The organism is Methanobacterium paludis, assembly GCF_000214725.1.
Classification (GTDB): Archaea; Methanobacteriota; Methanobacteria; order Methanobacteriales; family Methanobacteriaceae; genus Methanobacterium_C; species Methanobacterium_C paludis.
In genome coordinates this window covers 2,164,257-2,184,839 of the sequence record NC_015574.1, presented here as the reverse complement: position 1 = coordinate 2,184,839, position 20,583 = coordinate 2,164,257, and the positions used below count along the sequence as shown (strand labels likewise).

Here is a 20,583-nt window from a genome sequence, read left to right as displayed (position 1 = left end):
TCAAAATTCAAAAAATGGTGAAAACATGTCCTGGATCCTGTAAAATATTCTCTTTGTTTCATTTGAAATCTTGTTTGAAACGTTCATTTTTCTTGTGTAAACATCTTTCTCATATTTGCTGTACTCATTAGTTACTTGATCCATCAACACATTTATTAGTTTCACATTGCACCTTGAGAGGGCAGCAAGGTTGTAGCCACCTTCAAGGATTAGAACCATGGGTCCTGCAATATCAAGCATTTTACCTGCAATCCATGGGTAAAAATCATCAGAAAGCTGTATTCTTGAGAATGGATCGTCCATGTGTCCGTCGAAACCAACATCTAAAAAGTAAAAATCAGCTCCAAACTCCTTGGCTGCGGGTTCAAGAATCTGGTCCAGCATGAAAATGTAATCGTTGTCAGCTGATCCTGGAGGCATGGGAATGTTCAGGTTGTAGCCTTCACCTCCATCTGCACCCGTTTCTTCTATAAACCCTTTTCCGGGAAAAATTGTCCTTGGATCCTGGTGGATTGATATGTAAAGTACGTTAGGGTCTTCATAGAATGTTTCGGCGGTTCCATTACCGTAGTGGACGTCAAAATCGAATATCAAGAATTTTTTCATGTTACGTACGTCCCGAAGATATTCAAGGGCGATGGCAAGGTTGTTAAAAAAACAGAAGCCCATAGCATTGTTTCTTCTCGCATGATGTCCTGGAGGCCTTGCAAGGGAGTAAGCACTCTGCTGACCATTTAAAACAAGTTCTGATGCTTTTATTGCCCCACCTGCTGCAAGCTTAGCTATTTTGTAGGTTTCTGGTGATGCGAAGGTATCGAAGTCCCAGTATCCTCCCCCATCTTTGCAGAAGGATTTCACGTTTTCAAGATGGCTTCTTGTGTGGACCCTCAAGATATCTTCATTAATGGCAGCTTCAGGTTCTAATACATCAATTTTTTCCAGGCAACCCTCTTCTTTCAGGGAATTCATGATAACATTTAGTCTTTCCTTATTTTCCGGATGATTTCCTGTTTCATGTTTTCTGTAATCATCTGAATAGACCAGAGACATCAATTTGAAGACTCTCCTTAAATTTTAGGGGAAAATCTAATATGCCCTTAAGATTTAGTTGAAATGATAGAATGAAATAGTATTACAATATTTAATAATTTTAATAAAAAATCTATAAAAATATAATGGATAAATGATTAAATAGAGTTAAACTGAACTAAAACACAGTTAAACTGGATTTAAAGATTAAAATAATTGATATCTTAAATTAGTGATTAATTAGCTTGAGATGATTAAAATCGATGAAGATCAATATCATAACTAAAGATCACTAACATCAGACCATCCTGCTTGAACCTACGTCTTCTTTTACAATATTGAGAACTGTTTGTGTGTAGGTTCTCTGAACGTCTGGTTCTTTAAGAAGGGTTTTTACGAACTGGTCAAGTTGTTTGGTGTCTTTGAATCTTGCCACCAATATGGCATCAAATTCCCCTGTTACATCGTACATGCAAAGAACGTTTTTATGGTAAGCTGTTTTGTCCTCCCAGTTTTTGAGGACGCCTCCTTTAACCTTAACTCCAATTACGGTTGTGAGGTTGTAACCGAGTTTGCTGTGGTCAATTACTGGTGCAAATTTTTTGATAACACCGTTATTCATGAGTTTTTCTATTCTGTTATGAACAGTTCCAATTGATATGTCCAGTCTTCTGGAGATCTTTCTGTAAGACATTCTACCGTCCTCATTGAACAAATCAAGGATTTTTTTGTCTGTTTCATCTATATCTGCTATGCTATATTTTTCGTCACCATTTTTCATATAATTCACCATTTAACTGAACAATGTCTATGTTTATCAATTTTTTTCTATACATAATTCTACAAATTTCATATTTTAATGCAAATAATATAAATGTAATGTTTATCAACTTTATTATATATGGTACAAGTGAAACTATTAAACGAGGAAACCGTAAAGATGAGGTACATAGCACTGGTTAAAAAGGGTATGATAAACGACGAAGAGTGTAGACACCATACGAAGAAGGTCAAGATAGACCAATGTATGGTGAGAAAGGTTAAGAAGTTTGATGACTATTTTATACCTGGAACGGTCCTTTTGAGCGAAAAGGCAAGTTATAAACTGCGCATCGAGTACCCTGTTGAATAGAATGTTAACTGAAATCTTTAGTCAGTTGAACTCCTAGATGATGATTTATACAATACCCCTCAGTACTATGACAATCATAGATTACTAAATCGATTATTTAATATTTATATATATTAATCTTACGTTATTGTTGCTGTAGTATAAACAATGCTCAAACCCTGAACTTACCTTTAAGAAAAATCCATATCATTACTAATTATACAATGCAACTTTTTTAATTCCGTTTTTGATATATTTTCAAATAATCCAACTCTTTCAAACAAATCAATCTTTAGATAATTTAAAAATCTCTATAAGATGTTATGCATGATCTAGCCTCATTTTTACCAATTTAGGAGCTGTTACATCCAATTTTTGTCTATCTAAATAGGGTTCCTTAGACAGATAAAAAGAGAGAAATAAAAAAAATAAAAATTAGTTCAATGTTTTATATGTGGATGGCGTTGCCAAACCTCTGATTCTGTGGAAGTGTATATTAGTGCAGCTGATCGGGCATAAAACATTGCAAAATAAGGTGTAATTATTAGAGGGACCAATATAATGCCGATAAAAATTAGAATCAGCGTGGATGAGATGGAGTATACTATGATCGCCACAAGTATCATCACGATGTACCAGATTATATAATCGACCCACCCTATTTTTCCTATCCTTTTGAATATCTCACCAAATCTGAAGGCAGCATCCAGCTTATTTTGACATGCCATATTTGCAAGGGCAACTGCAATTACAAAACTTACTAAAATGCCTAATAAAATGCCTATGATGGTTAACCCACTTAAAATCCCAAATGATAACGTTGATTGGATTAAAGGCCCTGTGCCTTGTGTATTAATAAGTGGCAGTATAGAATTTCTCATACCTACACCTATGAGCGCAGCGGGGATTATTGAATAAACAAGAATTACAAAAAACACTTTAAGGCCATCTATAAACATTTTTGACCATTCATTAAACTCAGGAAGATTATCAAATCCATTTAATGATTCTTTTAGTATTTTAAAGAGATATCCTAAAACTAAGAACCCGGGTATTATTAGAAAAGAGGTTATGGTTAATATTCCTAGTATTAAAACCTTTTTAAAGTTGGATAATGAATATTTTAAGGCATTTGATGATATTTCTCCCACGTCCATAGTTTCACCATTATTTTTTTGAGTATTTTTAACTCTACTCAATATTAAATTGATTTCGAGTTATATTAGTTATATTTATTTTTTAACAAAAATTTAAAGAATAACTAGAAAAGTTTTAAAAAAATGGTGGAGAAAATTTATTCTCCATTTTTTCAGATTCATTCTGATACATCTATCATGCAGCCCAGTTTAAAAAATTAAAAATGGGGATTTATTCAGAATTTTCGAATGCAGATGCGTATAACCATGCCACAGACCGCGCATAAAAGATGTTAATGTAAGGATAAACAACCAGAATGGAGATGATCCACCCAATTACTGGGATAATACCTAATATGCCAGTTAATACCCCTACAACAACTCCTATTAATATCAGGACTATATACCATATTATTAAGTCCACCCATCCTATCTGGGATATTAATTCAAATATTTCACTGAATCTGAATGCTGCATTAATCTCACCATCGTTGTAAGCCATGTTTGCAATTGCAATTGCCATTACGGGGGTTATTACAAGCATGTAAATCATTGAAATAATTATTCCCGCAAGTGCAGTTCCTCCAAACATTCCAAATAGCAATTCTGGGGACATCATAGTACCAACAGTTTGCATGGCTGCAAATGACATTATTGAATACCAAATTGAAATAACTGAGAATATCATGATCAATATTGCAGGTAAGAAGTAGACAATATAAACTACAAATACTTTAATACCGTCTACAAGCATGTCAATCCATTCATTGAACTCGGGAAGTTCTTCTAAACCTGCTAATGATGCTTTCAAAACTTTGAATATATATCCTAACGCTAAAAATATAGGAATAATTAAAAAACTTATTATGAATAGGATGCCCAATATAATAACCTTTGTCCAGTCAGATGATGGATATCTAATTGAATCGGATACAATTTCTCCTATGTCCATACATTTTCACCTCGCTATGGTCAATTAACAGCGTTATTTATGGAAATAACTTTATTTTTAATGAAATTTCATTTTTAAAAAATAAAAAGAAAAGATGGTTATTTTAGTCAATTGATGTGTCTTCGCTTGTTTCGGTTTTGTTTGCAAATAAAATGGCAATTGCACGGGAACCGAACATGGCAATGTACGGAGCAATTACAAGTGGAAGTAGGATGAAACCTATCAGAACGAACATTGTAAGCAGTCCTATTAAAAAGCCTATGAATCCTATTATTGCGATTACAATGTACGTTACAATATATTTTCCCCATCCAATCTGTGCTATTTTATCAAGTATTTCATTGAAACGGAATGCTGCTCCAATTTCTCCATCGTAGTAAGCCATGTTTACAATGGCCACAACTTCTATAAGCCCTATTATAATTGCAATAATGATTAAAACAATGTTACTTGCCATAACTGCCCATAACATTGCAGGACCTAAACTTGCAGTTGTTGTTCCCATTCCTGTCCCTGTAATTAATCCCACGATCATGGATATTATCCATACTGGAATTGCGTAAACAATGGCCACAACAAAGATCTTCAAACCATCAACAAACATCTCCCCAATTTCATCAAATTCAGGAAGTTCATCCAGCCCAGCAAGGGTGGCTTTTATAATTCTGAATATATATCCATAGAATAAAAAAATTGGAACAATCAAAATCGAAGCTATAAGTATTACTCCTAAAATAAGAACCTTACTCCAGTTGGAGGACGGGTACTTAATGGAGTCGGATATAATATCACTAACATTCATCTTTTCACCTATTCATGTTTTTAAACATTTATTTTCACTATATACTGTTATCCTTTAAAGAAAAAGATAAAAAGGATAATGGTGGTTCTTTATGAGTTATCTGAGATATATTCCAGTCCCACTGATCGTGCAATGAACATGTAAATGTAGGGCATTATGAACAGGAACAGTACCACAGATCCCACTACGGGGCTTATAATACTGAAAATACTGCTTATAATTGCTCCTATTAAGGCCATGACAAAATAAAGGACTATCATAACTATGTACCAAATTATAAGGTTTCCCCAACCTATACTTCCAATTTTATTGAGTATTTCGTTGAATTTGAATGCTGAGCCGAATGTATCGTTGTAAGCCATGTTTGCTATTGCCATCGCAATTATTGGAATTATTATTAATAAATATAAAAATGCAATTGTTCCTCCAATTCCTGCCCCCATAAGCAATCCCGCTGCTGCTGAAGGATTTGACAATTCTGAAATTCCTAAGCTTATCGCTGCTGCTGCTACTGATATTATTATAACTAAAATAGCGGGTATTGCATAGACTATTCCAACTACTGCTACTTTTATTCCGTCTATAAACATATCTGGCCATGAATCAAAATCAGGGATCTCTGAAACTCCTGCTAAAGATGCTTTTATGATTCTAAGTATGTAACCTGATATTAATAGTCCAACTAAAAATCCAATAATGCCCAAAACCGTTAGTACTCCACTATTTGTGGTACCTATTGATGCTGCAAGACCTGAAATGCTGCTTATTACTATAATTATTCCAAGCATCAAAATTTTTTTCCAATCGGAAATTGGATATTTAATGGCATCTGAAACGATTCCTCCTACATCCATACTTATTTCACCTCTTTTTTTTTAATGCAACTCATTATTTGTAACTATTCGAATAAACATTTTGGTTTTTCCATTGTGATAAGCATTGAAGATGTAAACTCAATTTGTGAATAAAACTAAAACTGTTTAATAATCTGCGAAGTCTTTAAGAAGATGTTCAAAAATAATACATTCCCAATATAAATTAACTTATATGTTATTTTTAAGGCAGTAAAAACTGTTTAATATTGAATTTAGTATTATGTTTATAAACAGGGATTATTTACAAAATTAACTGGTTTAACTTATTTTTAAGCTTATTTTTATGTCGTAAATTTAATTTTTATGTAAAATAATTATTCAACTTAATTAGATTAAGCATCAAAGTGATAAAAATAGTTAATAAACATATGTATCAAAAAATAATTTTTAACGTCTTGTGAGGACAATATACGTTTTTTTATGGGTTCTTTTCATTCTTAACTAAATAGTTCTAGGGAGGTACAGAACAATGTTTATATACAATAAAAAGTTAAGAAGAATAAAAATAGATTTAATCACAGATTAAAGAAGATAATTGATTAAATCATCAAGAATATCAAAAATATCCAAATTACTACTTAATTAACATTTAGAGAATTTACAGGTGAACGAATGAAATGGTACTTAATTTTATTGGTAATACTCATTTTATTTGGCGGTTATCTTTATATTTCAAGTGAAACCGGTGATGTTCAACCGCTTGGAAGGTTAAGCTTTGTCAAACTGGCAAACCCGGACATGTATCCGGGCCATTCCCATTCTGAACTGTTAGCGCAATATGCTCAGGAAAAAGGTTCTAAATGTGCTCTTGTTGTGCATTTCAAGGGAACTTCGAACTACTTGAGTTATAACGACAGTGGAGTGTACATAATTGAAATGGCATTCGAGTCATCTGCAGGTTCAACAACGAACATAGATTGGGGTCAAGCATTACAGTACTTCGTATTCGGAGTTCCAGATAATGAATGGAAGATCGTGGTTAATGGTAAGGAGTTCGACACTTATGACGCTGCATGGGCTGAAGTGATGAAAGAAGCCAAGGCACACGGTCAACAAGGAGCAATACCTATGGTCTGGCACGGAACTGTAAGGGCTGGAAGTCCGATAATCAATCCGGGATGTGGTTTTCCATTATATTATTACATATGCTGGAAGCAGTATGGTCGTTTTGCAGCTTATTACTATGTAATTGCAGGTTCGATATTCCCATACATAAATGATCCCTACAGGAACTTCGAGCTACAGCATGCATCAGAACTCCAGTACTATTACACACACAACATGTTGAATTACGAGTGATTTTAAAATTATCACTCTTTTTTCTATAATTAGCGATTTTTAGCAGAATTTCCTAAAAAGAATCTAAAAAAGAAAAAACTGGATCAAGGAAGAATCAAATAGGGAAATATCAAAATATTTTAAGTTTATTCCTCTTTACCCATCTCTTATTTTCATGGATTTAAGACATTTTTTTTACCTTTAAAACGATTTTTTTAATTGTTTCAATCGGAGCATCTGTTTTAATGCCTGTTGGATCGAAATGTGTCCTTGAAACGAAGTATCCGGAATCTTTGAGTACTTTCATCACATCCAATATTGGCGGAGCACTTACTTTCAGATTTTTACAGATTTTATGGAGCTCATAATATGTTACTGGTGCATTTGCCTCCCCATAACATGTATTTAAGAGTTTCAATGCCTCTTTTTCTTTATTGATCTTGATCTGGGGTACAACCTCGAGCATTTTTCCTGTAAAATCCTGGTCCACTATGGGTCCACACCACAGGGGACCTGCAATGTTGAACTTTCCTCCACATATGGGACACTCAGATGGAATCTTTGGCGCTATTCCATGTATCACAATTCTGTTGAGACAGTTATCGCAGTGGGCTATGTAGCCTAAATTCTTTAGGGATTCATCACTATTTTTGGCACCCTTCCCAACGGTTGCGTAGATTCTCATGTAGTGTTCTGTGCTGTGAGAAAATTTAATGTCTACGTATTTTTTGTACTTGGAGATGGTCCTTGCAATGAAACCTGCAAGTATTCTTATACCATTTTCGTGACAGTATTCAGTTTTAAGGGGTTTAGCGCCGTATTTTCGGATGCATGGACTGGTGTAAGTCCCGCATAGAGATGAAGTGTCTGTGGCTGTGACGCAAAGCATTCCTCCTGCTCTTATACTGGCTACAGCTGACTCTACAAATGGTGAAGGTGTTCCAAAGGGGTCTATGTCCACAACATCAAACTTACCTTTCCATTTGCGGAGCATGATGTTGGCATCCATCTTACAAACTCTAACGTTGTCCATATCGTTGGCTTTGATATTATCCTCTGCAAACTGGACTGCAAGAGGGTTTAAATCACTTATATATGCACTTTCTACGCCTTCTATTTCTTTAGCATATCTTATTCCCCTTATACCAGTTCCACCGAAGGCATCGCAGATGTTGATGTCATGATCAATTTCCCTTCTAAAAACAGTCACGGCCACCACTGAGAGATCTCTGTTAAGTTCCATAACTGAGTTGTAAAATACTGGGGCTTTAGCCGATACTTTCTCAAATTGGGGCACATTTATGGTGGTTTTTCCTTCGTGAATTGTTATGTTCTCGTTACGTATGTTATCATTATTTTCATAGTCCATGTTGATGACCTGCCAGTAATAACCTTTAAATATGTAATATTACATTAGTAACTTGCAGAAGTATTATTATTGTGAGACATTAGATTATACATGTAGTACCTAAAGGGGTAAATACCTAAACATTATGTGATCCAATATTTAATTCCACATTCATTTATAAAATCTTCTTGTTGTATTGGGGGAAAATAGATGTCGCGAATATCATTTTTAGATAATGCATCTCAAGGTAAAAATAACTGGTGGCGTTATTTCTTAACCATTATTTTGACATTTGGAGTGGGCACTATCATCACTGCAATTTTGATTATAATCATTTCACTGGTTTATTCTATTTATGCAATGACTCGCGGTTTTTATTTAGATATTAATTCATTACTGTCAGATCCCCTGTTCATGTTGGCTATGGTGGCTGTTGAATACATAATTTCATTCCTATTTTTTTACATCTCTGTGAAGGTTCTGCATAAGAGAAGTTTAATGTCTCTCATAAACACAGTGGGAAAAATAAGCTGGATGAAAATATTGAAGGGTGCAAGCATATGGACAGCTATAATGATGGCATTCAGTATTGTACCTCTTTTAGTATGGTCTGGGGAGCTAGGTTATTCAATAACCTTTAATTCCAAAACCTTCGGTCTTCTACTGATTTTAACTTTAATAACCTTTCCTATACAGGCATCGTTTGAGGAAATATTCTTTAGAGGTTATCTTATGCAAGGATTTGGGCTGTTCTCAAAAAAACCAGTGATACCCCTAATTGCAACATCCGTAATATTTGCATTAATGCATTTTTTTAACGGAACGGACGTAGTAATGAGTTTATCGATAGTTTTAAGCACGCTTATAATAGGTTTGATGTTAGGTACAATAGCGTTAGGAGAAAACAGGATAGAAACTGCCATGGGGGCCCACATAGCAAACAACGTGTTCATTGCTCTGATTTACAACTCCTCAGATTCGGGGCTTGGGAACCTACCATCTGCAATCACGGTACAAGCATCTGATCCCTACTCAGGAATACTTTTATTAGTTATAGCAGCACTAATCATGATAACAGTCGTTTTCTGGAATAAAAAAGACGATTTATTCAATGTATTCAGGTTGAAGAACATTGATAATAATATTGATACGTAAGCTCCAATATCTTAACTTTGATCATACGAAATACCTCAACTTCTATCTACAATAATCATAGAATAATTAAATGTAATTCCTTTTTTTAGGATCCCTCAACTCTCTTTTTAAGATGGCCAATATTTATATAAAATCTTGCATACCAATTATAGTAATGAAGGGTGGGATTTGATCGGTTGATGAAACCCCAAAGTCTCGAATTGTTTTGTTTTTTTAGAGAATTACACCCTTTGTTTTGTAATATTAACAAAAAATTTAACAAAAAATTGAGTTTTAAATTTTTATGGAATAAAAAAAGCGTATAAAGAGTTATAATATGTTGTAAGCTTGAATTTGGTTTATAAATCTTGTTTTATAACTCAATTTATTTTAAATCAAAAAAAGGTGAAACTATGATACCAATTGCCAAACCACTCATAGCTGATGAGGAAATAGAAGAAGTAGTTAAAGTTTTAAAGTCAGGATTCATTGCCCAGGGACCTAAGGTTGCTGAATTTGAAGAAAAATTCGCGAAATACATTGGAGTTAAACATGCGGTTGCAACAAGCTCTGGAACAACTGCCCTGCACACAGCACTCCTTGCTGCAGGCATAAAAGCCGGTGATGAAGTTATAACAACACCATTCACATTCGCTGCAACATCAAACTCTGCACTATACGTGGGTGCAAAGCCTGTTTTTGCCGACATAAACCCTGAAACCTACAACATCGACCCCAAAAAAATAGAAGAAGCCGTAACAGACAAAACAAAAGCCATAATTCCTGTACACTTATACGGTCAGCCAGCAGACATGGATCCAATATGCAAAATAGCAGAAGAACATGATCTTGTTGTCATTGAGGACGCTGCACAGGCCCATGGAGCTATATACAAAGGTAAAAAAGCAGGATCAATAGGAAATGCAGGATGCTTCAGTTTTTACCCAACTAAAAATATGACAACCAGTGAAGGCGGGATGATAACCACAGACAGCGACGAAATTGCAGAAGCTGCCCGTATAATAAGGGCCCATGGTGAAAGTGAACGTTACACCCATGTTGTACTGGGTTATAACTTCCGGATGACAGATATTGCAGCTGCAATAGGTATAGTTCAGCTTAAAAAGCTTGATAAATTTAACGCAAAAAGAAGTGAAAACGCAGCATACCTCACAGAACACATAGAAAAAATAGATGGAATTAAAGCACCCTACGCACCGGAAAATGTGAAGCATGTGTTCCATCAGTACACAATACGCGTTGATAAAGCCAAGAGAGATGAATTAATCAAATTCTTAAACGAAGAAGGGGTTGGAACAGGTATACACTACCCAAAACCAATTTACACCCAGAAACTTTACAAGGACCTTGGAATTGAGGCTTCATGCCCAGAAGCTGAAAAAGCAGCTTCAGAGGTAATATCAATACCCGTACACCCTTCAATTGGTCTAAAAGACCTTGAAAAAATAGTATCTGTTCTTGAAAAAGCTTCTAAAACGGTTCTCTAAAACTTCTTTAAGTTCAAATTTTTTTAGTTTTAAGATCCTTATTAAATCTAATTTTAGATTAACTTCTTTTCTTTTTTAGGATGTGTTGATGCATTATTTTTTTTGTTTAAACTAAAAAAATAAGATTTTTATTAAGTTATATTCTTTAAGTTATTCCTAACCTCTATAAAATATTCATATAAAATATGAGAAGTTAAACTTAATCAGCTGGCTCTTTTTAAATTAAGAGTCTTTGAGATCGTGTCAGGGGATCAAATAATACTTTTCATCAGAGCTTTTTTTTGACAGAAGTTACTTTATCTTTCATTGTCCTTTCTGTATCTCTTCTGTCGTCTATTTTAATGCTTGTTGCAACTCTGTTGGTTCCTTCTGTGAACACTGCCTCATGGGCAGCTTCTATTGCTTTAAAAAGTTCTTTAGGGTTGTTTGTTTCCATTAGGGTTCCCATTCCACTTATCTCATATTTTATACCTACCTCATCCAGAGCAGACACAGCCGCAGCTATGTACTGGCTCAGACTTGTTCCAGAGGTTCCTATTGGGATTATGGTAATTTCTGCAGATATCATAGTTTTATTTATGTTTGGGTTGTCATATAATTTTTATGAAACAGCTGGATAAAGAAAGTTTCAACAGTTACATAGAAAACACTGCTAGAAGCGTCATCAAAGACTACAGACTCATAGAACCTGGAGAAAAGATTGTTGTTGGACTTTCAGGTGGAAAAGACAGTGTTTTAACTCTTTATATTCTATCGAAGTTCATGGATGATTTTGATTTTGAAATGGTTGCAATATCCATTGATGAGGGAATTTCAGGATACAGATGTGAGGGTATAAAAACAGCACGCAAAATTGCACGGGATCTGGGTGTTGAGCTCGTTGAAAAGTCTTTCAAAGATGAATTTGGATTCCTGCTTGATGATATTTCCGATTTTTACAAGAGCTCCTGCATACCTTGTGGAGTATTCAGAAGAACTCTTTTAAACAAAACAGCCTATCAACTGGGTGCTGATAAACTTGCAACAGGCCATAACATGGATGATGAAATACAATCCTTTTTAATGAGCTTTGCAAGGGCTGATTTCAGAAGGTTCATTAAATTTGGGCCTAAACTCGATAAAATCCACCCAAAATTGGTCCCCCGGATAAAACCGCTGTGGAAAATACCTGAAAAAGATGTTGGAATATGGGCCATACTCAATGGCATTGATGTGCACTTTGCAGAATGCCCTTACAGTCACACATCGCTTCGTGCCAAAATGAAGGATCATCTGAACCGTCTTGAGGGTAAAAGGCCCGGTACAAAGATCGCAATTCTTGAATCCTTTGATAAAACCTTTAAATTTGATAAAATAGTTGTGGAACTTGGAGAATGTGAATTGTGCGGTGAACCTTCATCTTTAAGAATTTGTAAGGCATGTGAAATGGTTGAAGATATAAAAAATCGTATTGTTATTCCAGAATGATTTTGAACCAATTTTTTTGATAATTACAGTTATTTAAAGTTTCATCAGCGCAACTTTTATCAAAGTTTGTTTTTTTTAGCATAACAATACTTTTCCAACAAATCTTTGCACAATCTACTCAATGATCCTTGTAACCGTTCCCACACCTTTGCTCCTTCCTTCGCGGAATATCAACCTCTGACCCTCATGAATAGAGTACGGCCTATATTTAAATCGCATCTTGATTTTACCTGTGTCTCCTGCTGACATGTACTCTTTATCCCGAGGTTCAAATGTTGTAGTTTCTGCAATTGTTTCTATGTGGGTTATGCACTCGTAACCTTTTTTAATGGTTGTTGGATGTACTAATATGGCAACATCTGCCTCAAATTCTCTTACAGGTTGTGGATGGTAATCAGTATGGCAGATAATCATCCCTCTCCTTATATTGTCAACGGTTGCCCCTGTTATTGAGATTCCAACAACTTCTCCAGTTTCTGCGTTTTCTTTTTTGTAGTGGTGCATTTCTATGGATCTTGCACTAACCTCCATGAATTCACCGGTCCCTGTTGGTCCTAAAATGAGTTTATCTCCCTTTTTAACTTTACCCTGCCTTATTGTGCCACTTACGACAGTTCCAACGCCTAAAACAGAGTATATTTTATCTATATACATCATAAACGGTTTTTTGATATCTTCTCCGTTTGATGGGATCTTCAATCGTAAAAATAGTTCGTCTAAGATTTCTAAACCATTACCTGTTACAGGAGATACTTTTATAACTGGAACTATGTGTTGATTCATGTTTTCTGCCACAAAATCAGCGTCTTTGATGGTTTTCACCGAGTAAGGGATTCTCCCAACGAGTTTCAGAAGGTCAAATATTTCCCCTCGAACCTCTCGAATCCTTTCGGTTGTCACCATATCAATTTTGGTCATTACAACGATCACAGGCAGTTCCATGGCCAGTATGATCCCTAAATGTTCCTTTGTGATGTGTGTAGGTCCCTGGTCTGCGGCTACAACAAGGAGGCCGTAGTTAAGTTTTTGCCCGACTATGCCCCTTATAGTGGTGCGGAGCCATGGTTCATGTCCCACTGTGTCAACAAAGGAAACAACCTTATCACATTTTTCAACGAGTTTAGCCTTTTCTTTTTTGTTCAGGGGATTTTTAAGACGAACCGGTTTGCCATCACAGAATCCATAAACTGCAAATGAAAGATCTGCGGATAAACCACGTTCTATTTCATGTTTCTGCACGTCCAGAAATATTCGGGTTCCACCAGACCCGTTGTCGAGGGTTCCTGTTGTCAGAGTACCCACAAGGGTGCTTTTACCGTGGTCAACATGCCCTGCAACCCCTATCAAAAGATGTTCTTTTTTTAGGCTCTGTGATTTACCTATAAGAACTTTTGCAACGCGTCCCATGTCTGCAGGATGCTTTTCTACATCTAAAATAATGGCACCAATTTCAAGCGCTATATTTTCTAAAACAAAAAGAGATTCTTCAAGTTCATCATCTGAAAGTCCTATGAGGCGGCCTTCATCATGAACCCCTATGAAATAAATTGCTTCACCATTGCCCCGTTCCATACGATACTTCATTTGGCTTGCAAGTTGCTGTTTTCGGTCTTTTTTGAGATGGTAATCTGTTTTAAGATTTTCTTTGAATTCTATGTTTTTTCTTTCGCCCTTTTTTGTAATATCGTAGATATTATCGGTCATAAGAACCAGTCTTGGGGTGATGATTAATATTTAGGATAATTTAAGATAATTTTAGGATATTTTTTTCAGTTTTAGGAGGTTGCTTAGTTCAAAAAATTGATCCATTTCTTATCAATATCAGATCCTATCGGCTGTGGTGAACTGTAACCCACCGTACTTTTCTTCTTGAAACTTTCTAACCATTTGAGAAGCTGATTCAGCATTGTCTGTTTTGGCCAGGATTCTCCTCTCCTTAACCTTAAGGTTTTTACCGCAAACGCATTTTTTGCGAGCTACTTCCTCTTTGGAGTACATTGTGCGGCCGCAGTCACATCTAAAGATGAGGTACATGGATATCACTTTCAGATCGATTTTTTTATCCTTTGAACTTTTTTTAATACTATTTGATCTTGTATCACTCTATTTGATATAATTTTATTTGGAATGTTTATTTGGAATATGTTTTTATGTTCCATTTAAATCTTGGTTCATTTAAATCTTTGAGTCTAGTAAACTTCGTTCAGTATAATAAAAAATCAAACATCAGTCATTAAATAGTTCGCTAAGTCTATTTGATGTTTTATTCTTAAAAATTAGTGATAAATAAAAAAATTCTTTCAAAAATTTTTAAATAGATTCTTCTAACCTTATCTATTTCTAATTCTATTCTACTTTTTTACTATCCAAATCCAAATATCTTGTTGAAGAGAGGTAAGAACACATTTGGTATAGAGATAAGGGTACCGATTGTACAGCCTATATCTGTCCCTACGACTACAAGAAGCACCCTGAAAAGGTTGTTTCCTAGAAGCTCCCTGAAACTTTCGCATTTTGTGATGTTGGACATATCGTCCATGGAAACATGTCTGTATTTGGCTTCAACTATCCCTGAAAACCATCCTGCAGCTAAAAGTGGATGTATAGAGGTTACGGGGGCCACTAAAAATGCTGTTACTGCAGAGTATATTTTTGAACCCGATAAAATTGAACCGATAAACGAAAGCCCTCCTGTGAGCAATACAAATTGCATTATGCTGGTTTTGATGTTTATACCGTTTATAAATGCAAGTACAAAAATTATGATAAAAATAGCAGGTATTGAGAATAAAATGAGCTTCCCAATGGGAATTTTTGATTTTTTGATGTTCAAAAGCTCTTGAAGCGGGGGAATATCCTTGGGGTTTTCCATGTTCTTTTTTATTCCTTCCTGATGTCCGGCTCCAACAACGGCCACAACATTTTCTTCGTTGATTTCAAGGAGTCTACTGGCCATAAAAGCGTCCCTTTCTGTTACTAGCACGTCAAAGGCTTTGGGTGACATGTCTTTAAAATACCCCATAATTTCTGCCAATGTATCTCCTTCTTTAATGCTTTCAATATCTTCTATGGCCTCTTCTTTACTGAAAAATGAAGCTATTATACCATATACAAATTTTGCCTTCTCAAAATAACTCATCTGGTTTAAAGCGCGTTTCAGGGTTATTTGAATGTCCCTATCAATGAGTGCCACCTTCGCCCCAACCTCATCAGCAGCTTCTATGGCTGCAATCATTTCAGAACCAGGTTTAACTCCCACATCTTCCCCTATTTTCTTTTGGAAGTAGGATAAGAAGGTGCTCACAAGGAACATGGTAAGGTTGTTCCCTTTTATGATCTCCTTTATTGGGACATCCTGCTTTTGCTGGCCGTTTTTTTCAGCCATCATATTTAGATAACGGTTTTGACACAGCTCAACTGCCACAACATCGGGGTTTTCTTCAAGTATTGTTTGTCTTACTTCTTCAACACTTTTATCCGATACATGGGCTGTGCCAATTATTTTAAGATTTTCTGGTGCCATTTGGTCTCACTTTATATGTTTAAGTTAGAGTTTCTTTTGTAAAAATTAAAAATAATCCTTAAAAATAAGGATATACTCCATTTTTTAGCTATTTTTTAAATTGGTTAGTTTAGATTCTTTTATAAGCTCTAACTTAGATGTTTTTATCCATTAACTGTTATGTATTACTTTGAAATTCATTAATTATTAAGTTATTGAACTACAGCATCTTTTCAACTGTTCCATTTTTGTATACTGGAACAGTATCATATATATTTCGATTGAGGCAAAATTCAACATCTTTGCCCAATCCTAGTTTGTAGAGTCCAGCTGCAGATTTTGAATTTTTAACGGCATCATTCACCATTTTTTTATCATGAGAAGCCATGCAGGCTGCAATAGCTGCTTCATCCAGTTCTTGATCCTGCAGATTGGATATTATCGCACCTGCTCCAAGAAAGTCTTCTATGACAAATTTTCCATTCACTCCGGCCATCACAACTTCAATGTGGCTGTCTGCAATTTCAACCGCCTTTTCTGCCACCGCTTTTGCGTTTATAAAGGATCCTACAAGAGTTTTTGAATTTATTCCTTCAAGTACCCGGGTTCCGTTGGTTGTTGTGAGAACTAGAATTTCTCCTTTAAAGTTTTTGATTTCAACAGGTGAATTTCCTGCATCGAAACCTTCTACTCGTGCTCCGTCTCTTTCGCCTGCCAGAACTGCATTGTATTTATCTGCAAGTTTTTCTGCCTCTTCTATGTTTTTTACCGGTAATATCTTCTTGAAATTTTCAAGTGCAACCGTCATGGTGGTACTGGCCCTTAATGTATCTACCATTATTGCAACGTCGCGGGAGTTTGATCTTTCTAGACTTAGGGAAACTTTCATTTGAACACCAAAAAAATAGAAAAAAATATTTAAAAAAAATCTCTTAATTCACTCGACTTTCTCAGCAAAAGCAAAACGTCTTCTTACAGATGTTATCCTCACTTTAACTTCGTCACCTGCTTTAGTATCCGGCACAAACACAACAAAACCTTCTATACGGGTTATGCCATCTCCTTCTTTACCTACATCCTCAATTTTAACGTCGTATTCTTCCCCTTCTTGAATAGGAGCTGTTTTTGGACTTTGATCTACTCTAAACATTTATTCACATCCCCAGACCAACTTAAACGGTCTTAGTATAATTTATTCTGTTTAACTAATTATATAAATCTTGTGTAGCATAATAATAAAGTAAAATTTTAAGCCTTGTTTCAAGCTTTATAAATATATTATTATAGGAGTAACTCTTGAATTATTTTATGAGGTTCGCTGATATGAAGATCGTTACAACACCCATGTGTCAGGAAATACTGAGACTTGCAGGTGTCCGGGATTTTACTGTGATGAAAGATACGGATTCTGCAGGTGCAGACGTTGCGGTAGTCCTTTCAGAAACAAATACAAATAAGAAGTCAATAAAAATAAAGTTAAACACATTTTCACAGATAAATAACAGTATAAAAACGATTTCAGATATGTTTGGTACACAGCCCGTATCATCCGTGGGAAATGCAGGTGTTCTGGATTCTTCCAATGAAAATCGAAAAATAAAAGTTAAAGTATATTCAAATTTTTTAAAGGATATTGTGGAGGATCTTGGATTCACGGTTGTCCACGAAAACGATGATCAAAATACATATGATTTTTTGGTTTATCCGGATTACATGAAAGATGAGATAACAGATGAAATAAAGCTCAATGGGTTCAGGGCTGTTGAGATACCATCCCATAAAAATGCACCCTTAAACCCAATTAAAAGGGCTGAACTGAGATACAACATTCTGGAGAAAAACTTATGTATGAAACTCTGACTTATACTGGTGGAATTCACAAGCACGAAGAAATGAATGAGCTTATAGAAGATCTTGGGGGTTTTGTGCTCCAGGAGACCACAAGTCAAATGGATCTAGTTCTAACGCTTGCAGTCCCAATTGAAGACGTTGACAAGGTAAAGGAAAAAGCAAAGCAACTTCTTGGAAAGGTTCAAATTGCTCCAATGGCCGGTACTGAAATAGCGGTAGTTTCACCAACCCTTGCAAGGCAGCATCTTCCCCATTCTGCCTGTGACATCTCTGAATATCTACGTAGATACGGTGCAAAGGATAACATGATAGGACTCGCCAGGGGCGCTGGAAAAGGGATATCCAGAATATCCGAAGACGAAAAAAACCTCATAGAGGAGCATGATCTGGCAGTATTTGCCCTTGGAAGCTTTAAAGAATGCATAACAAATAAAACTCATCTCTTTGAGGATATAGAAATACCTGTGGTAGTAACAGGAGCTCCCAACATTGACGTTTCTGAAATACCGGGGGCAGACGCTTATGTTGGGGGTCTTGGTAGAATTCCAAGGAGACTTAAAAGGGGAGAAGATATAAGGGCACTTAGAAAACTTGTTGAGGTTGTTGAGGGAATTCTTGACAAGAAAAGGGTTGAAATGGCGGACGATCCACCGATTGTGCCATCCATACTTGTAAAAACAGAGATAGAAAATCAGGTGCCTGCTGTAAAAGAGATTTATTCTCCATTACCGGTTGTAAGCCAGCTTGATGGTGTAAGGGTCAAATTAAACTATGATGATTACCATGAGGAAATTTCAAAGGTTGTTGTGAACGACTATGTCCTTGGTGATATCTCAGATATAAAAAAATCGTTTATGTACGATTATACACTGGTCAAACTGCTTCCAGAGACTTCAATTATCTAATATGGTTTAATATTAAAATTTTTTTATCTTAGAATATCCATTTAGTAGAGGTTTATCCATGAGAAGAATCCTTCAGTTTGCAAGTTTTCTATCCCTGTTCTTTGTGGGATTTTTAGCCCTTAACTACTTTGTTTTTTATGGGATGGCATTTTTATTGGGCATGTCCCAGAACATAATTTTTTACATTCTCATGTTCACTGCAGCAGCTTCATATCCTGTAGCCACACTTATTGAAAAAACTGTCTCAAACAATTTAACCCGAATTTTCTACGCTGCAGCCTCTGCATGGATGGGAATATCCTTTTATTTACTCTTCTTCCTGGTAATTTATGGAATATTGTCATTTTTTGTTAAAATACCTCATGAAACAGCAGGAATTATAATAGGGATATTAACACTTGCATTAAGTATTTATTCAATTGTTAACAGCTTATTATTAAATACAAAAGAAATCAACATTCATATAACTGGTTTAAATGAAGATTTAAAGGTTGTTCAACTAAGCGATATTCATATAGGTTCTATAAGAAATTCTGGTTATATGGAAAAGATAGTAGCTGAAACAAATAAATTAAAACCTGACATTGTTTTAATAACTGGAGATATGGTGGATGGAAGTGCAAGGCTTCACACTCATACCTTCAAGTCTATAAATGATTTAGATGCACCAGTATTCTTTGTAACTGGAAATCATGATTTTTATGAAGGATTGGATGAGGTTTTCCGGGTTTTAAAGGATATAAAAATTAAGATTCTTTGCGATGAGATGGTGGAGTGTTGTGGATTGCAGATAGTTGGTGTAAACTACTCTTTTAAGAAGGATCATCTGAAGAAAGTACTATCTCAACTTGATATTAACAATGAAAAACCTTCAGTCCTTTTGTATCATCTACCACGGGGATTGAAGACTGCAAATGAAGCAGGAGTTGATTTGCAACTTTCAGGCCACACACACAAAGGCCAGATGTTTCCTTTTAATTTTCTGGTCAAATTAATGTTCCCGTATGTGAAGGGCATTTATGAGTATAATGGTGCACAATTGAAGACTTATTTATACGTTTCTCCAGGTACCGGGACATGGGGACCGCCTATGAGACTGGGATCAAAATGTGAGATAACATTGATTAATTTGAGAAGTGGAGTTCAAGGTTAAATATTTAAAGATATATCATTTTTTTTAACTTGTTTATTATCTTAACTTGTTTTCGAATTAGAAAGTTATTCTATTTTTTTTATCTTGTTTTGATTTAGAAACTCTTTAATTTATTAGTTATTTTCCTGTTTTTAGAATATGTATAATTTTAATAAGTTTTAAATAAGTTTTAAATAAGTTTAAATTGGGATTAAATCCGGATATGGGCTTTAAATCTTTTTTTGATTAATTTTTTGATTAAATTTCAATAGTTTTAAATAGAGTTATGAATATATATTCATAACATGCCTAGACCAAGAAGATGCAGGAAAATATTTGGAGAACCATCAGTAAGGTGTTTTAAACCAGATACTAAAAATAACGGGCAATTTGAAGTTATAAAAATAAATTTAGATGAATTTGAGGCAGTGAGACTTCGAGATTATCAGCAGATACAGCAAAAGTAAGCAACTACGTTAATGGGAATTTCACAGCCCACATTTCACCGTTATAAATTTGTCCCGGCAAAAGATTGCCCAAGCACTGGTCGAAG

The 20,583-nt window shown here is 35.2% G+C and carries 22 protein-coding genes; 9 read left to right on the top strand and 13 right to left on the bottom strand.

The features are described 5' to 3' along the window. Together MSWAN_RS10315 and MSWAN_RS10310 are read right to left on the bottom strand one after the other, a co-directional pair. Entirely contained in the window at nt 1-1,050 is a 1,050-nt protein-coding gene (locus MSWAN_RS10315) for a histone deacetylase family protein (RefSeq protein WP_048188096.1), read from the bottom strand. Between the two features lie 277 nt (nt 1,051-1,327). Next, complete coding sequence (locus tag MSWAN_RS10310) at nt 1,328-1,810, bottom strand: Lrp/AsnC family transcriptional regulator (RefSeq protein ID WP_144011581.1); 483 nt, start codon at nt 1,808-1,810, stop codon at nt 1,328-1,330. Between the two features lie 120 nt (nt 1,811-1,930). On the opposite strand from MSWAN_RS10310, the gene MSWAN_RS10305 reads away from it, so the two are divergent. After that, complete coding sequence (locus MSWAN_RS10305) at nt 1,931-2,161, top strand: hypothetical protein (protein WP_013826591.1); 231 nt, start codon at nt 1,931-1,933, stop codon at nt 2,159-2,161. A gap of 419 nt (nt 2,162-2,580) precedes the next feature. On the opposite strand, the gene MSWAN_RS10300 is transcribed toward MSWAN_RS10305, so the two are convergent. From MSWAN_RS10300 to MSWAN_RS10285, 4 genes are all read right to left on the bottom strand, one after another. Further along, a complete protein-coding gene (locus MSWAN_RS10300) occupies nt 2,581-3,297 on the bottom strand; it encodes a DUF4013 domain-containing protein (protein ID WP_048188093.1) in 717 nt (238 codons plus the stop codon). Between the two features lie 211 nt (nt 3,298-3,508). Continuing rightward, on the bottom strand, nt 3,509-4,228 hold the full coding sequence (locus MSWAN_RS10295) for a DUF4013 domain-containing protein (RefSeq protein ID WP_013826589.1): 720 nt from the start codon (nt 4,226-4,228) through the stop codon (nt 3,509-3,511). A 103-nt stretch (nt 4,229-4,331) separates the two neighbouring features. Next, the gene (locus tag MSWAN_RS10290) at nt 4,332-5,030 is read right to left on the bottom strand and encodes a DUF4013 domain-containing protein (RefSeq protein ID WP_013826588.1); all 699 of its coding nucleotides are present in this window, start codon (nt 5,028-5,030) and stop codon (nt 4,332-4,334) included. Between the two features lie 89 nt (nt 5,031-5,119). Continuing rightward, nucleotides 5,120-5,884 (bottom strand): DUF4013 domain-containing protein, encoded by a 765-nt coding sequence (locus MSWAN_RS10285; protein WP_013826587.1) that lies wholly within the window; start codon nt 5,882-5,884, stop codon nt 5,120-5,122. Nucleotides 5,885-6,517: 633 nt separating this feature from the next. Between MSWAN_RS10285 and MSWAN_RS10280 the strand changes: the two genes are divergently transcribed. Beyond that, complete coding sequence (locus MSWAN_RS10280; protein ID WP_013826586.1) at nt 6,518-7,204, top strand: hypothetical protein; 687 nt, start codon at nt 6,518-6,520, stop codon at nt 7,202-7,204. Between the two features lie 160 nt (nt 7,205-7,364). Here MSWAN_RS10280 and MSWAN_RS10275 read toward each other — a convergent pair whose 3' ends face one another. Beyond that, nucleotides 7,365-8,552 (bottom strand): tRNA (guanine(10)-N(2))-dimethyltransferase, encoded by a 1,188-nt coding sequence (locus MSWAN_RS10275; RefSeq protein ID WP_013826585.1) that lies wholly within the window; start codon nt 8,550-8,552, stop codon nt 7,365-7,367. A gap of 189 nt (nt 8,553-8,741) precedes the next feature. On the opposite strand from MSWAN_RS10275, the gene MSWAN_RS10270 reads away from it, so the two are divergent. Together MSWAN_RS10270 and MSWAN_RS10265 are read left to right on the top strand one after the other, a co-directional pair. Then, nucleotides 8,742-9,686 carry a CPBP family intramembrane glutamic endopeptidase gene (locus MSWAN_RS10270; RefSeq protein ID WP_013826584.1) on the top strand — a complete coding sequence of 315 codons (945 nt, stop codon included), beginning with the start codon at nt 8,742-8,744 and terminating at the stop codon, nt 9,684-9,686. 392 nt (nt 9,687-10,078) lie between these two features. Next, nucleotides 10,079-11,173, top strand: a complete 1,095-nt coding sequence (locus MSWAN_RS10265; RefSeq protein WP_013826583.1) for a DegT/DnrJ/EryC1/StrS family aminotransferase — start codon at nt 10,079-10,081, stop codon at nt 11,171-11,173. 268 nt (nt 11,174-11,441) lie between these two features. Here the strand turns inward: MSWAN_RS10265 and MSWAN_RS10260 are convergent, their stop codons facing one another. Continuing rightward, a complete protein-coding gene (locus MSWAN_RS10260; RefSeq protein WP_013826582.1) occupies nt 11,442-11,741 on the bottom strand; it encodes an MTH1187 family thiamine-binding protein in 300 nt (99 codons plus the stop codon). A gap of 35 nt (nt 11,742-11,776) precedes the next feature. Between MSWAN_RS10260 and MSWAN_RS10255 the strand changes: the two genes are divergently transcribed. Next, nucleotides 11,777-12,640: a TIGR00269 family protein gene (locus tag MSWAN_RS10255; RefSeq protein ID WP_013826581.1), complete on the top strand. Its 864-nt coding sequence runs from the start codon at nt 11,777-11,779 to the stop codon at nt 12,638-12,640. 114 nt (nt 12,641-12,754) lie between these two features. Here the strand turns inward: MSWAN_RS10255 and MSWAN_RS10250 are convergent, their stop codons facing one another. The 5 genes from MSWAN_RS10250 to MSWAN_RS10230 all read right to left on the bottom strand — a co-directional run bounded on the left by MSWAN_RS10250 (nt 12,755) and on the right by MSWAN_RS10230 (nt 17,292). Then, nucleotides 12,755-14,344, bottom strand: a complete 1,590-nt coding sequence (locus tag MSWAN_RS10250; protein WP_013826580.1) for a GTPBP1 family GTP-binding protein — start codon at nt 14,342-14,344, stop codon at nt 12,755-12,757. A gap of 117 nt (nt 14,345-14,461) precedes the next feature. Next, nucleotides 14,462-14,674, bottom strand: coding sequence for a DUF1922 domain-containing protein (locus MSWAN_RS10245; RefSeq protein WP_013826579.1), 213 nt, complete (start codon nt 14,672-14,674; stop codon nt 14,462-14,464). A 328-nt stretch (nt 14,675-15,002) separates the two neighbouring features. Continuing rightward, a complete protein-coding gene (locus MSWAN_RS10240; protein WP_013826578.1) occupies nt 15,003-16,163 on the bottom strand; it encodes a TraB/GumN family protein in 1,161 nt (386 codons plus the stop codon). A 199-nt stretch (nt 16,164-16,362) separates the two neighbouring features. Further along, nucleotides 16,363-17,031 (bottom strand): 2-phosphosulfolactate phosphatase, encoded by a 669-nt coding sequence (gene comB / locus MSWAN_RS10235; RefSeq protein WP_013826577.1) that lies wholly within the window; start codon nt 17,029-17,031, stop codon nt 16,363-16,365. A 48-nt stretch (nt 17,032-17,079) separates the two neighbouring features. Continuing rightward, nucleotides 17,080-17,292, bottom strand: a complete 213-nt coding sequence (locus tag MSWAN_RS10230) for a TRAM domain-containing protein (RefSeq protein WP_013826576.1) — start codon at nt 17,290-17,292, stop codon at nt 17,080-17,082. 146 nt (nt 17,293-17,438) lie between these two features. On the opposite strand from MSWAN_RS10230, the gene MSWAN_RS10225 reads away from it, so the two are divergent. From MSWAN_RS10225 to MSWAN_RS13155, 4 genes are all read left to right on the top strand, one after another. After that, the gene (locus MSWAN_RS10225) at nt 17,439-18,002 is read left to right on the top strand and encodes a V-type ATP synthase subunit I domain-containing protein (RefSeq protein WP_227716958.1); all 564 of its coding nucleotides are present in this window, start codon (nt 17,439-17,441) and stop codon (nt 18,000-18,002) included. Then, nucleotides 17,987-18,898 carry a methanogenesis marker 7 protein gene (locus tag MSWAN_RS10220; RefSeq protein ID WP_013826574.1) on the top strand — a complete coding sequence of 304 codons (912 nt, stop codon included), beginning with the start codon at nt 17,987-17,989 and terminating at the stop codon, nt 18,896-18,898. The genes MSWAN_RS10225 and MSWAN_RS10220 overlap by 16 nt, the downstream gene beginning before the upstream one ends. A gap of 58 nt (nt 18,899-18,956) precedes the next feature. After that, a complete protein-coding gene (locus MSWAN_RS10215) occupies nt 18,957-20,051 on the top strand; it encodes a metallophosphoesterase (RefSeq protein ID WP_013826573.1) in 1,095 nt (364 codons plus the stop codon). A 284-nt stretch (nt 20,052-20,335) separates the two neighbouring features. After that, nucleotides 20,336-20,497 carry a DUF134 domain-containing protein gene (locus tag MSWAN_RS13155; RefSeq protein ID WP_265101169.1) on the top strand — a complete coding sequence of 54 codons (162 nt, stop codon included), beginning with the start codon at nt 20,336-20,338 and terminating at the stop codon, nt 20,495-20,497. Nucleotides 20,498-20,583: the final 86 nt, after the last annotated feature.